Consider the following 12,124-nt stretch of genomic DNA (forward strand, 5'->3'; position numbering starts at 1 on the left):
TGAATATGCGGAAGATTGGCAGAAATTAGATGGTGTGACCGTCAATGATTTCGTAGGAATACCCTTGTTCAGCCAAGAAACGTTGACGGTTCAGCGCGTAATCCTGATCCACCGTGTCTCTGGCAACCAGGGTGTAAAAAGTCGCGGTGAAACCACTCTTCTTGGGGCGTAACAAGCGACCCAGGCGTTGAGCTTCCTCTTGCCGTGAACCAAATGCGCCAGAAACCTGAATTGCCACACTAGCTTCGGGAAGGTCGACAGAAAAGTTGGCCACCTTGCTCACCACCAGCACCGGCTCACTGCCATCGCGAAACGCATTGAACAAACGCTCTCGCTCATCAACCGCAGTAGAGCCCGTAATCTCTGGAACACCCAGGGCATCCCCCAGCTCAGCTAGCTGGTCAAGATATTGACCAATTACCAGCACACGCTCACCGGGGTGGGCGGCAATGAGTTTCTTTGCAATTTCAATTTTGCGTGGGGAGGTTGCAGCCAGGCGATAACGTTCAGCATCGCTGGCAGCTGCATAGATCAAACGCTCCTCGGGATCGAGGTCAATGCGGATTTCTTTACACTCGGCTGGAGAAATAAAACCTTCTTGCTCAATTTCTTTCCAGGGTGCATCAAAACGTTTGGGACCAATCAGGCTAAACACGTCTGATTCACGACCGTCTTCACGCACCAGCGTCGCTGTCAAGCCCAGACGGCGTCGAGCTTGCAGCTCCGCCGTCAGCTTGAACACCGGCGCTGGCAAGAGGTGAACCTCGTCATAGATCACCAGACCCCAGTCCAGCGCATCAAGCAGTGCCAGGTGCGCAAATTCTCCACCGCGTTTGGCAGTGAGGATTTGATAGGTCGCGATGGTGACCGGTTTGATCTCCTTGGTTGCGCCGGAGTACTCGCCAATTTCATCAGGCGTCAAGGAGGTGCGCTTGAGAAGTTCATCTCGCCACTGGCGAGCAGAGACAGTATTGGTGACCAAAATCAACGTGTCCGTCTTGGTGGCAGCCATCGCGCCGGCACCGACCAAGGTCTTTCCCGCGCCACAGGGAAGCACGACAACACCAGAGCCACCATCGAGAAAGTTAGACACAGCCTTCTCTTGGTAGTGGCGCAGTGCCCACCCATCGGTTGCGAGATCAATGTCATGGTGTGCACCGGGCTTATATCCGGCATGATCTTCCGCCGGCCACCCCAGCTTGAGAAGTTCCTGCTTGAGTTGTCCTCGAGCCCAGGCAGCTACTTCGTAGCTGCCATCCTCCCGACGATCCACGAGTAAGTCGGAGACCTTCTTCGATCGCGATACTTCTGCCAGCACGGCATTGTCTGTGCCGCGAAGAATAAGCACACCCTCAGCATCTCGTTCTATCGTGAGTCGTCCGTAACGATTGACGGTTTCTTCGATATCTATCGAGACAGTGGCTGGGATTGCATACTTCGAATACTTCTCGAGCGTTCCCAAGATTTCTTCTGCGGTATGCCCAGCAGCACGCGCATTCCATAACCCCAAACGGGTAATGCGATAGGTGTGAATGTGCTCGGGAGCGCGTTCAAGCTCCGCAAAGACAGCTAGGTCATGGCGGGCGTCTGCGGCCTGCGGGTGAGCGACTTCCAGTAAAACGGAACGGTCGCTTTGAACAATGAGCGGTCCTTCGGGCATCTCTCTACGTTACTCCCGTTGGAGCAAGCCAGTTGACCGCCCTAGGCCAAGCGAACAGAGGTGATGTGGCTTGCCGGAAGAGTTCTCTCCACCTCAGTGTTTCGATCCAGGCAACGCAGGCGCCCATTGGAGAAGCCCTTGGGTTCGATGGTGAACTCACGTTCACCATCGGGCATGCTGACGCTCACAATCAGAATGCTCTTATTGCGCACAGCAAGATCAAGCTGACGCGCAATCCAGGTGGCATCATCGGTAGTTCCAGCTTCGCGGCTTCCACGCAGGCGTTCAATCAACACGCTGGTGGCTGAGGGTACGTCGGGTAAAACCTCAAGCTGTGCGCGCACAGGCCGTGAGGAAACAATGTTTCCGGACTTGTCGACCAGCTGAGCCGAATACTTTGCTTCCAGCAAAGCATTGAGCACGACCTCAGCAGAGTGCGTACACACCAGAGTGTTCTCATCACCTCGACGTAATGACAGTGCAGTCAGTGCGCGATCGGCTGCGATGGTGCGCAGCACCAGCGGATCGAGTGCAGTAACCACTGCGCCAGAAACACCCTGGTTCACCGTGATGGATCCAAAACGCTCACCAAGGTCGGTGATGAAGTAGCTCACGGCTTGAGGAATATCTGTCGCTGCCAGGGCGCCAAGACGCTTCACAATCTCTGCCGCGCTGAAGCCCTGAGAAAGCAGAGCATTCACTCCGTGTGAAGTAATGCGGTATGTGCTGGCAATGCCGCGCGACTCCACAGCACACAGTTGCCTCATGAACTGCTCGTCTTCGGGAGCCAGGGGGCTGGGAGCAATCACCGTGAAGTCATGCTGTACAAAGACGTGCGTGGCATAGGGAGGAATGAGCGCTGTGACCGCCTGCTCGGCGGCGGCAAAGTCACCGGAAACCACGGCACGACCAATATCGGTGACGATGCCCTGCACCTCAAGGCCCAATAGGTGAGCTTGCTCTACTGCCGCCTGCATCTCGCTGTCGAGCCATTGGTGACCCAGTGGATACGTTGCTTCAACCCAGTTGGCGAGAGGGTGTCCCCAGTCGCTGTTGTCCTGAAGTGCCTCACGCAATTGAGGCGATAACGATGTGGACCAACCTGAGGCAATACTGAGCCACTTGCCGGCCAGAGGAGCTTGTTGCCACGTTGCTACTTCCTGACCGGGAATCCACATGTTCGAAACCAGGGCAAGAAGTCCTGCCTTGCTGCTCAGCGCAAGCAGCGACAGGGGATTGCTCACCTGCGGAGGAAGTAGTGAAGACAGGCGCTGCTGATCCTGTGCGCTGAGACCACCACGAGCAAGTTGTTTGACGGGATGAGATTCCACGCTGGCAATCACATCCTCCAGCGAAGACACAATGGCCAGAGACTGTTCAATAGCCGCTGCAGCTTTCACAGGTGAAACCTGCTCCACCGGGGAGATCAGAGCAGCTGGGCTGGGAATCTCAGGCAGGCTGTTCACAGCATGAGCAACCTCGGGATAGACCACCGTTTCTTCATCACCAAGAAGTTCAGACTTCAACAGTGCAGACAGCTGCGCTGAAGCGCGGCGAGGAGTGTGAGAGATCTCACGAAGTTCCTGCAACAACGTCACCGGGATGCGTTGCAGAGCGCGCTGCAGCGACTCGTCGCCCAGCAGCGCGTCAGCAACGTCGAAGTAATCCTTGAGCCCGGTGACAGAAGTTAAGCGCCAGCTCAGTAATTCCTGAAGCTGCTGATCATCCAACGCACGCAGACGTTTGGAAATAGTGAGAGAAGAGGACACTGAGTGCGCGGCTTAGCGTGAACTCTTCGAGGAGTCGCGACGGCGACGAATGATGTTCACAATGACCAAGGTCATCAACAGGATGAACGCAATGGGCAGGCCAATGCCAGGCAGTACAAGGATGAAGTTGCCCAGCGGGCTAGTCAGATCAAGTTGGGTGATTCCTGCGGTGATGATGGCGAGGAATGCCAATACGGAGACGGCGACGATGGACACAACCATGGTGCCGAGGATGCGTTCTAATCGGGTTGCTTCGTAAGTGTCTTCAGTAGCCATACTTCTAAGGATAGGTGCCACTTGTTACTCCTGAGTAAACTGGAGCTTGCACCAAACGCAGGAGGAAACCATGCCAACCGGCAAAGTGAAGTTTTACGACGAGGAAAAAGGCTTCGGCTTTATCTCAACAGACGACGGTCAGGAAGTATTCCTGCACGTCTCCGCCCTGCCTGAAGGTGTGAAGGTTCGTCCTGGAACCCGCCTCGAGTTTGGTGTGGCTGAAGGAAAGCGCGGTGCTCAGGCGCTATCTGTTCGTGTGCTCGATGCACCCGCAGGTCGCGAGAAGCTGGACCGTAAACCAGCTGATGACATGGCCATCATCGTGGAAGATTTGGTCAAGCTCCTTGATGGTATTGGTAACAACCTCAAGCGTGGAAACTATCCAGATAAGGCTCACAGCGCCAAGATTGCTGCGCTACTGCGCCGCGTAGCAGATGACTTTGATGTCTAAAGCTTTCCCTCAACTCACCGCGCTGCACCAAACCCTGGCGCTTGCTGCGCTGCACGAAATCACCACCCCAGAAAGCATTGGCGAACTTGAGGTGGAAACCATCGACCACGATGGGATTGCCACGCTGCAATATGCCTGCAAGCTTGATGGCTATCCCAACTGGCGCTGGAATGTGAGCCTGGCCACCCTTGAGGGCGAAGACCCCACGGTGATGGAGGCAGAACTGTTGCCTGCCGAGGGTGCACTGGTTGCCCCTGAGTGGATTCCGTGGTCTGTGCGGCTTGCAGAATTCTTGGAAGCACAAAAGCAGGCTGCTGCTGCAGGTATTGAACTGGATGAAGAACTCCCTGAAGGCCTGCTGGATCTGGCCGAGGGTGCACTTGATGGCACCGTCCTCGATGACGAACTAGAAGATCTCAACGACAGTGATGACGGTGAGGATGACGAAGATGAGGATGATGACCTCGACGAGGACGACCTCGACGAAGATGAGGATGACGAGGAAGACGATGACGAGGACGATCTCGTCTCAGCACCGACCCACGGTGGAGATATCGACGGAGTCGATATCGATGACCTCGATGACAGCGCAAACGCTGAGCGCGAGGACTAGCTCACACTAGAGACGTTCGACGACGTATTCGATTGAGCTAATCAGAGCAGCAACATCACTCGGTTCAATTGCTGTGAACGTTGCCACACGCAATTGGTTGCGTCCGAGTTTGCGATAAGGCTCGGTGTCAACAATTCCGTTAGCGCGAAGAATCTTGGCGATAGCTGCAGCGTCAATGTCATCGTTGAAGTCAATCGTGACCACGACCTGAGAACGGTGCTCAGGGTTGGCAACGAAGGGGGTCGCGTAGTCGACACTGTCTGCCCAGTTGTAAAGAAGGTTTGAAGATTCTTTGGTTCGCGCATCTGCCCAGCCCAAACCACCGGAAGCATTCATCCAGTTGATTTGCTCTTCGAGCAACACCAAGGTTGCCACCGCAGGAGTGTTAAGGGTTTGCTCGAGGCGTGAGTTGTCAATAGCGTTCTTCAGGCTCAAGAACTCAGGGATGTAACGGTCGCTGGCAGCAATGCGCTCAACCCGCTCAATGGCAGCGGGGGAGAACAGGGCAAACCACAGACCACCATCAGAAGCAAAGTTTTTCTGCGGAGCAAAGTAGTACACATCAGTTTGGGCTGCATCGATCTTGATACCGCCTGCTGCGCTCGTGGCATCGACCACGGTGAGTGCGCCTGCATCGCCGTGAACCCTGGTCACCGGGGACATCACACCGGTCGAGGTTTCGTTGTGTGCCCAGGCATAGACGTCGATGCCTGCGGTAGCCACTGCATCAGCACGAGAACCTGCTGGCGCTTCGATGACGTGTGGCGCGGTCAGCCACGGTGTCTTGGCTGCGGCTGCGAACTTGCCGCCAAATTCACCACAGACCATGTTTTGGCTCTGCTTTTCGATGAGAGAAAACGCAGCTGCATCCCAAAACGCGGTGGATCCACCGTTACCGAGCACAACTTCATAGCCGTCGGGCAGATTGAACAGTTCAGCCAGTCCCGAACGAACGCGACCAACCATGTTCTTGATGGGTGCTTGGCGGTGGCTGGTGCCCAGAAGCTCTGCACCACGGCCAGCAAGAGCTGTCAGCTGCTCGGGGCGAACCTTGGATGGTCCGCAGCCGAAACGGCCGTCAACGGGAAGAAGTTCGCTGGGGATGGTGATCTCTGCCATTACATAATTCTAGGGTTTGGCCGAAGGCGATTTTTCCGGCGGAGCGTGCTGGGTAAAGTAGTGACTATGACGGATCTGATCGACACCACCGAGATGTATCTGCGCACCATCCTCGAACTCGAGGAAGAGAACATTGTTCCCATGCGTGCGCGCATCTCTGAGCGCGTAGGCCATTCTGGCCCCACCGTGTCTCAGACCGTGGCACGCATGGAGCGTGACGGTTTGGTTCTCGTCTCCGATGATCGTCACCTCGAGCTCACCGATGAGGGGCGCTCTAAGGCCGTACATGTGATGCGTAAGCACCGCCTAGCGGAACGGCTTCTCAGCGACATTATTGGTTTGGAGTGGGAATACGTTCACGACGAAGCCTGCCGCTGGGAACACGTGATGAGCGACAGGGTGGAACGCCGCATTCTCGAGATGTTGGGCAACCCCTCCCAGTCTCCTTACGGCAACCCCATCCCAGGTTTGGACGAGTTAGGGCTCACTCCCGCTGAGGGCTTCCTTGATGGTGTTGCTAACCTGTTGGATCTGCTGCAGGCCTCGGGAGAAGAAAGCACCGGTGTGGTACGACGCTTGGGTGAACCTGCACAAATCAACCCAGAGCTGTTGCACGATTTTGCTGAGGCAGGGTTGATTCCTGGCTCCACAATTTTCTTCACTCGTGACGGTGATCGGGTTCGCGTCAGGGCTGAGGGATACACCGGTTCCCTCGATTTACCCCTAGATGTTGCGGTTCACGTTTTCGTTGAACACAGCCTGTAGTAATTCACTGCGTTACCAATTCGTGACTTTGTCGTGTCGCTGATGTGACTTTGCGGCCCTCCTCGCGTAGTCTAGGGAAGCTTTCACACCACAGTTAAGGTGCGGAAGACTCATAACGAGACGTCCCAACCCCCGTCTCTCGGTATGAACAATGACGCGAATTTCGCATCGTGACGGGGTAAGCAACCTAGCTTGTTGGGGCGCCGGAGGTTCCAACTTTGGCCGAATTAGGTAACGACAAAATCATGTCGCGTCGAGCACGCAAGCTCGCCAACAAAAAAAGCTTGAAAAAAAGCGCTCGCAGCGCATTTAGTTCCGTCAAGGAATCTGCCAGCTCAGCCATGGCAGTTGCTTCTCAGGCGGTAACACCTCGCCACGAGCGCACTGAGCCTCGCGAGCGCCGTTCTTTCTCCAACTCTGGTTTCTTCCGCGCTGGCGTGATGACCGTTGCCGCTGGAATCGTTGCAACAATTGCCATTCCTGCGTACGCGTTCAACCCAGAAACTCGTGATCAGGAACTGCTCGAAAACACCGCCTCGACGGTGTATCAGCGCAGCTCCGGTCAGGATGCTGAAGTTTCGGCAGATGCAGCCTCGATTACTGCAGGCCGTGATGGCTACGCCATCACGGCTGCATCTCGTGCGGCAATGAATGTTTCTGGTGGCCCTTCCTATGCTTCGGTGATGGCAAATCCACCTAACCCGAACTTCAGCCTCGCCGGCATCTTTGCTGAAGGCATGAAGTACATCGGAACTCCTTACGTTTATGCCGGTAGTTCTCCTGCTGGCTTCGACTGCTCCGGTTTCACTATGTATGTCTATGCAACATTCGGTGTTGCCTTGCCACACAACTCGCAGTCTCAAGCAGCTATGGGCACACCTATTTCTGAAGCGGATGCACAGCCCGGCGATATTGTGTGGATGCCCGGTCACGTCGGCCTGTGGGGTGGTCCCGGAATGATTCTGGATGCGCCCGTTCCTGGTGGAACCGTGCAATTGCGCAAGATCTGGACCTCCAACTACCAGATCATCCGCATCGGTATCTAAGTCCCTAACTTTTCGTGAACGCTGAATAACATTTCGGCGTGGCACTGTTCTGTGTTCGGGAAGAGGAATACTCTAACTCTCAAGCATCGTGAGAAATCGCGGAGGGTTACATGAAACTACACGACCGAATAGGCGGGCTCATACGAGCGCGTCTTCGCTAGGGCATTGTCTGTATTGACGGTGCCCTTTTCTGTTTCTTGACCACCCACGGTTGATGCGACCATTCGGCAAGTAGCCTGCACGCCATGCAGGCCCCAACTCGAAAAGGCCCCACATGCGAACACTGGTTCTCAACGCAGGATATGAACCTCTTGCAATCGTGTCATTCCGTCGAGCGCTCATGCTGGTCATGAGTCAGAAGGCGACCGTTCTCCGTGCCGACAGCGAGCACCCCGTTGAAGCCATCACGGCCCGCTTCGATCGTCCTTCCGTCATTGTTCTCTCCCGTTATGTTCGTGTTCCCTACTCCCGCAGGGTGCCTCTCACTAGGCGCGGAGTGCTGCGGCGAGATGGACATCACTGCGCCTACTGCGGCAAGAGCGCCAACACCATTGACCACGTAATTCCCAAATCGCGCGGGGGAGCAGAGTCGTGGGAAAACCTCGTGGCGTGCTGCTTCAAATGCAACAACATTAAGTCTGATCGCACTCCCCAAGAAATGGGGTGGCGCTTGCGCATCACTCCGCGAATGCCGGCTGGACCAAGCTGGTTTGCCATGGGGCTTGAACACCGTGACACCGCGTGGGATGACTACCTCGCCCCAGCTGCCTAGCGAGCTGGGGGTCGTAGAATGAGATACACGCCTCTGTAGCTCAATGGAAGAGCACCTCCGTCCTAAGGAGTTGGTTGGGAGTTCGAGTCTCTTCAGGGGCACTCAACAAGGTCAGCTTTTCTCTCGCCGGAGAAAGCTGACCTTTTGTATTGCGTGTGGAAAACATTTTATTCAGAATACGTTCTGAAGTATGATGGGTATATGTCAGTCACTCTTGAACGCAAGGTTTTTCAATCCTCTGAGCTTTCGCGTCAACCCCTGCCCGTTTTCGAAGCAGCCACAGTAGAACCTGTTGAAATCACGCGCCGCGATGATGACACATTGGTGTTGATGAGTAAGCGCGAAAACGATGCACGTGATCGGTTGCTCGAGTTAGCTGCCCAGATCATCGCTATTACTGTTGAGGACGACCCTCGCCCACTAGGGGAGCGGTGTGCTGATGTCTTCAATTGGATGTGGGCCTTAGATGCCGTGGATCGTGAGCAGTGTGCTCTAGATCTCATTCGTGCTTCTCGAGCATCTTTTGCAACGAAAAAGGCATACCTTGCCATGACTGAATTGGCTTCCTGGCAAGCAACAGCTGCTGCTCTGGCAGATGACCTCAGCAACGAGCCGATTCAGTGGCATGACATTAATGAGCCGGTCGAGAAGCCCTAGAGATGGCCAAGGCAGAGCGGGTAGATCGGCCTCTCAAAAAATCTGAATTTCAGATTGTGTACGGATCCTCTGAAGCGAAAAAAGGCTGGAGAGATCTGCTCGCAACACAACGATCCCAGTTGGTAGATGCGTGGAATCTTCTGACAACAGACCCCTTTGCCCACAATGCTCAGATTCATCCACTCAAAGGCAGCTTGGGGATCGTTACCCGTGGCGGGGTTGAACATGTTCAGCGCCAGTGTGAACTCTCCCAAGGCGCGCGCATCTGGTTTTATGTGGATGACATGAACTTTGTCGTTGTCAAAGTGCACACCAGGCACCCGAACCAGACAAAGTAGAGATTTTGTTATTTCGTTAGGCCAACGAGCAATGAACGTAACTTAGTGACGGCTGCCGGCAGCTGGCCAGTGCGCGTTGCGAAGTACACACTGCGTTCACCAAGATTTTGGACAGTGGCCTTCAAGGACACTCCAAGTGAAGTGTTGGCAGCAGACTCCGTCATAATTGCCAAACAGAGTCCTTCGCTCACAAGGCCATGAATCATGCTGAGGTCATCAGTTCGAATGAATTCTTTAGGGAGAAAGCCGGCGTTACGGCAGGCACGAAGTAACACTCGTTCGGTTGCTTCGTCTACATGGCGGGTGCGAACCCAACTGGTAGAAGCAAGCTGAACAAAGTCGAGTTTCTTTTCCTGGGCAAGTGGGCTTTCTCGTGCAACTAAGACTCGGTAGGGCTCACGCAAAAGTTGGACGAGCTCGAGATCTTTTTCAATGATGCTCGGGTCATCAGCGAGGTCATAGAGAAGTGCCGCATCAAGTTCGCTGCGGCGCAGGAGTTCGACCAGTTCAAGTGGTTCTGCTTCAACTACTTCGATACGAACATTTGTCGTGGCCTGAAGTTCGTGAATTGCAGGTGGCAGAAGTTTGGAGCCCAGAGAGGCGAACGTACCCAGGCGCAGTGTGACCAATCCCGCATCGCGGTGCTCAGCGATGATTCGCTCGAGGTCGTCGACTCGAGCCATGATGGTTTCTGCTTCACGAACTGTGGCCTCACCCAATGGAGTCAAGGTGACTCCGCGGTTTCCGCGCTCCACCAAAACTGCACCAAAGTGAGCCTCGAGAAGGTTGAGGTGGTGGGTTACCGTGGGGGTACCGTAGCCCAAGTTCTCGGCAGCTTTAGTCAGACTGCCCGCATCGCGAATAGCTATGAGGACTCGAAATTGTTGCAAACTCAGCACACATAGATTATATGTTGTTGAGTTAGATATTATGATATTCCTTTGAGGAGTTGAAGTTCTTAGTGTGAAGCTATGACTGTTCCTGTTGTGCTCAATCAGAACACCACGCCATATGCCGATGCCATTCGGTCATTGGCAGAAAAAGATTGGCAGCGACTGCACGTTCCTGGTCACCAAGCCAAGGTCGAAAATGCACCGGGACTCGAACCCGTAGTTGGTGCCAAAGCGCTCTCTCTAGATTTCCCCATGCTCATGACGGGTGTGGATCAAGACACCTGGCGGAGCCGAGCTGCAGGAAATCCCACTCCGCTGATGCAAGCGCAAGCACTGGCTGCCGACGCGTGGGGAGCGAGCCGCATCTGGTTCATCACTAATGGCGCCTCAGGTGGAAATCACATTGCCACCATGGTGGTCAAGGGACTCGGTTTAGAGTTTGCTGTTCAGCGCAGCGTGCATTCAAGCGTAATAGATGGCGTGGTTCATGCAGGACTCACTCCACACTTCATTCATGGCGTGATCGACACCGGATTAGGTTCTGCTCATGGAGTGACGGCGGCACAAGTGTCGAGAGTGCTCGACGAACACCCAGAATCTTCTGCGGTATATATCGTCACTCCAAGTTACTTTGGTGCTGTTTCAGATGTGGCAGCGATCGCGGAAGTTGCCCACCAGCACGGTGTTCCCCTCATCGTGGACGAAGCTTGGGGCTCCCATTTTGGCATGCACCCAGAACTGCCTGTGAATGCTGTGAGATTAGGCGCAGATTTGGTTATTTCAAGCACTCACAAGGGTGCTGGTTCGCTGACCCAGTCAGCCATGCTGCAGCTTGGACATGGACCATTCGCCCAGCAAATTGAGTCCCTCGTCGACCGGGTCGTGAGGTCGTACCAATCTACGAGCTGCAGCTCCCTCCTGCTCTCGTCGTTGGATGAAGCTCGTCGCCACCTCGCCGTGAATGGCACAGAGGCTATCGGCGCAGCGCTAGAAAGTGTGCGTGCAATTCGGCTGGGGATTCGTCAGAGTGAACGTTTCCGCGACGCCACCCTAGACATTGTTCGGAGCGAAGGAACAGTCGACTATGACCCATTCAAAGTGGCTATTGATATGCGCGGTGCGGGTATCACCGGCAACGATGCGCAGTATCTCTTAATCCGAGATCATCAGGTATATAGCGAGCTCTCAACCCCGTCTGCTCTGTTGTTATTAGTCGGTGCAACCTCCCCGGTTGACGTGGATCGCTTCCTTGAAGCACTTCATTCTTTACCCAAGGAGGAGACTGAGCCACAACGTCCTGAGGTGTTAATTCCTGCTGCCTGTGAACGGGCAATGCAGCCCACGGAAGCTTTTTTCAGCAAAGTGGAGTTGGTCAATTTTGCAGATGCGGTTGGACGTATCTCAGCTGACTCTCTCGCTGCGTATCCACCAGGAGTACCCAACGTGATTCCAGGAGAAGTGCTCAGCGAAGAAGTGGTTAACTTTCTTCGCACCACAGCAGCAGCTCCCTCTGGCTATGTCCGAGGAGCTTCTGACCCGGCACTGGAAAAATTCCGAGTAGTAGCGTAAATCTACTTCTTTCCGCCAAACAACTTGGCAAAGAAACCAGGTTCGGCTTCGTGGCCTTGGCAACGTTGGTTCTTTGGGATGCCACGCATCACTTGATCGACGTGCTGGCCACAGCCAGCCCAGGTTGCTTTTCCGCACTTGCGGCAGGTGACTTCTCTACACATGTGGAACTCCTTAACTCTGTGTTCATTATACC

14 protein-coding genes and 1 tRNA gene are annotated in these 12,124 nt (G+C 54.7%); 9 read left to right on the forward strand and 6 right to left on the reverse strand.

What is annotated here, in order from left to right; translation table 11 throughout:
- Window positions 1–25: 25 nt before the first annotated feature.
- Genes AURUGA1_RS01475 through AURUGA1_RS01485 form a run of 3 tightly spaced genes read right to left on the reverse strand, consistent with a single transcriptional unit; the run spans window position 26 to window position 3,705 of the window.
- On the reverse strand, window positions 26–1,660 hold the full coding sequence (locus tag AURUGA1_RS01475) for a DNA repair helicase XPB (protein ID WP_114128561.1): 1,635 nt from the start codon (window positions 1,658–1,660) through the stop codon (window positions 26–28).
- 41 nt (window positions 1,661–1,701) lie between these two features.
- A complete protein-coding gene (locus AURUGA1_RS01480; RefSeq protein ID WP_114128562.1) occupies window positions 1,702–3,429 on the reverse strand; it encodes a helicase-associated domain-containing protein in 1,728 nt (575 codons plus the stop codon).
- 12 nt (window positions 3,430–3,441) lie between these two features.
- Complete coding sequence (locus AURUGA1_RS01485; RefSeq protein ID WP_114128563.1) at window positions 3,442–3,705, reverse strand: hypothetical protein; 264 nt, start codon at window positions 3,703–3,705, stop codon at window positions 3,442–3,444.
- Between the two features lie 70 nt (window positions 3,706–3,775).
- Here AURUGA1_RS01485 and AURUGA1_RS01490 point away from each other — a divergent pair, with 70 nt between their 5' ends.
- Together AURUGA1_RS01490 and AURUGA1_RS01495 are read left to right on the forward strand one after the other, a co-directional pair.
- On the forward strand, window positions 3,776–4,156 hold the full coding sequence (locus tag AURUGA1_RS01490) for a cold-shock protein (protein ID WP_096382151.1): 381 nt from the start codon (window positions 3,776–3,778) through the stop codon (window positions 4,154–4,156).
- Window positions 4,149–4,769, forward strand: coding sequence for a DUF3027 domain-containing protein (locus AURUGA1_RS01495; RefSeq protein ID WP_114128564.1), 621 nt, complete (start codon window positions 4,149–4,151; stop codon window positions 4,767–4,769). The genes AURUGA1_RS01490 and AURUGA1_RS01495 overlap by 8 nt, the downstream gene beginning before the upstream one ends.
- A 6-nt stretch (window positions 4,770–4,775) precedes the next feature.
- Here the strand turns inward: AURUGA1_RS01495 and serC are convergent, their stop codons facing one another.
- The gene (gene serC, locus AURUGA1_RS01500; protein WP_114128565.1) at window positions 4,776–5,888 is read right to left on the reverse strand and encodes a phosphoserine transaminase; all 1,113 of its coding nucleotides are present in this window, start codon (window positions 5,886–5,888) and stop codon (window positions 4,776–4,778) included.
- A gap of 66 nt (window positions 5,889–5,954) precedes the next feature.
- Here serC and AURUGA1_RS01505 point away from each other — a divergent pair, with 66 nt between their 5' ends.
- The 6 genes from AURUGA1_RS01505 to AURUGA1_RS01530 all read left to right on the forward strand — a co-directional run bounded on the left by AURUGA1_RS01505 (window position 5,955) and on the right by AURUGA1_RS01530 (window position 9,466).
- Window positions 5,955–6,653: a metal-dependent transcriptional regulator gene (locus tag AURUGA1_RS01505; RefSeq protein WP_114128566.1), complete on the forward strand. Its 699-nt coding sequence runs from the start codon at window positions 5,955–5,957 to the stop codon at window positions 6,651–6,653.
- A gap of 245 nt (window positions 6,654–6,898) precedes the next feature.
- Complete coding sequence (locus AURUGA1_RS01510; RefSeq protein WP_162784027.1) at window positions 6,899–7,699, forward strand: C40 family peptidase; 801 nt, start codon at window positions 6,899–6,901, stop codon at window positions 7,697–7,699.
- A 274-nt stretch (window positions 7,700–7,973) separates the two neighbouring features.
- Window positions 7,974–8,471, forward strand: coding sequence for an HNH endonuclease (locus tag AURUGA1_RS01515; RefSeq protein WP_096382139.1), 498 nt, complete (start codon window positions 7,974–7,976; stop codon window positions 8,469–8,471).
- 29 nt (window positions 8,472–8,500) lie between these two features.
- A tRNA-Arg gene (locus AURUGA1_RS01520) sits at window positions 8,501–8,572 on the forward strand.
- Window positions 8,573–8,672: 100 nt separating this feature from the next.
- Window positions 8,673–9,128, forward strand: a complete 456-nt coding sequence (locus tag AURUGA1_RS01525; protein ID WP_114128568.1) for a prevent-host-death protein — start codon at window positions 8,673–8,675, stop codon at window positions 9,126–9,128.
- 2 nt (window positions 9,129–9,130) lie between these two features.
- On the forward strand, window positions 9,131–9,466 hold the full coding sequence (locus AURUGA1_RS01530) for a hypothetical protein (protein WP_114128569.1): 336 nt from the start codon (window positions 9,131–9,133) through the stop codon (window positions 9,464–9,466).
- A gap of 8 nt (window positions 9,467–9,474) precedes the next feature.
- Here the strand turns inward: AURUGA1_RS01530 and AURUGA1_RS01535 are convergent, their stop codons facing one another.
- Window positions 9,475–10,365, reverse strand: a complete 891-nt coding sequence (locus tag AURUGA1_RS01535; RefSeq protein WP_240187376.1) for a LysR family transcriptional regulator — start codon at window positions 10,363–10,365, stop codon at window positions 9,475–9,477.
- A gap of 72 nt (window positions 10,366–10,437) precedes the next feature.
- On the opposite strand from AURUGA1_RS01535, the gene AURUGA1_RS01540 reads away from it, so the two are divergent.
- Window positions 10,438–11,928, forward strand: a complete 1,491-nt coding sequence (locus AURUGA1_RS01540) for an aminotransferase class I/II-fold pyridoxal phosphate-dependent enzyme (protein ID WP_114128570.1) — start codon at window positions 10,438–10,440, stop codon at window positions 11,926–11,928.
- 2 nt (window positions 11,929–11,930) lie between these two features.
- Here AURUGA1_RS01540 and AURUGA1_RS08095 read toward each other — a convergent pair whose 3' ends face one another.
- Window positions 11,931–12,092, reverse strand: coding sequence for a hypothetical protein (locus tag AURUGA1_RS08095; RefSeq protein ID WP_110234363.1), 162 nt, complete (start codon window positions 12,090–12,092; stop codon window positions 11,931–11,933).
- Window positions 12,093–12,124: the final 32 nt, after the last annotated feature.

Origin of the sequence: Aurantimicrobium sp. MWH-Uga1 (genome assembly GCF_003325955.1) — a bacterium.
GTDB lineage: Bacteria > Actinomycetota > Actinomycetes > Actinomycetales > Microbacteriaceae > Aurantimicrobium.

Coding starts and splice junctions, on each gene's coding strand:
- AURUGA1_RS01475 (WP_114128561.1), bottom strand. CDS start 1,660: ATGCCCGAAGGACCGCTCATTGTTCAAAGCGACCGTTCCGTTTTACTG.
- AURUGA1_RS01485 (WP_114128563.1), bottom strand. CDS start 3,705: ATGGCTACTGAAGACACTTACGAAGCAACCCGATTAGAACGCATCCTC.
- AURUGA1_RS01490 (WP_096382151.1), top strand. CDS start 3,776: ATGCCAACCGGCAAAGTGAAGTTTTACGACGAGGAAAAAGGCTTCGGC.
- AURUGA1_RS01495 (WP_114128564.1), top strand. CDS start 4,149: ATGTCTAAAGCTTTCCCTCAACTCACCGCGCTGCACCAAACCCTGGCG.
- serC (WP_114128565.1), bottom strand. CDS start 5,888: ATGGCAGAGATCACCATCCCCAGCGAACTTCTTCCCGTTGACGGCCGT.
- AURUGA1_RS01505 (WP_114128566.1), top strand. CDS start 5,955: ATGACGGATCTGATCGACACCACCGAGATGTATCTGCGCACCATCCTC.
- AURUGA1_RS01510 (WP_162784027.1), top strand. CDS start 6,899: ATGTCGCGTCGAGCACGCAAGCTCGCCAACAAAAAAAGCTTGAAAAAA.
- AURUGA1_RS01515 (WP_096382139.1), top strand. CDS start 7,974: ATGCGAACACTGGTTCTCAACGCAGGATATGAACCTCTTGCAATCGTG.
- AURUGA1_RS01525 (WP_114128568.1), top strand. CDS start 8,673: ATGTCAGTCACTCTTGAACGCAAGGTTTTTCAATCCTCTGAGCTTTCG.
- AURUGA1_RS01530 (WP_114128569.1), top strand. CDS start 9,131: ATGGCCAAGGCAGAGCGGGTAGATCGGCCTCTCAAAAAATCTGAATTT.
- AURUGA1_RS01540 (WP_114128570.1), top strand. CDS start 10,438: ATGACTGTTCCTGTTGTGCTCAATCAGAACACCACGCCATATGCCGAT.
- AURUGA1_RS08095 (WP_110234363.1), bottom strand. CDS start 12,092: ATGTGTAGAGAAGTCACCTGCCGCAAGTGCGGAAAAGCAACCTGGGCT.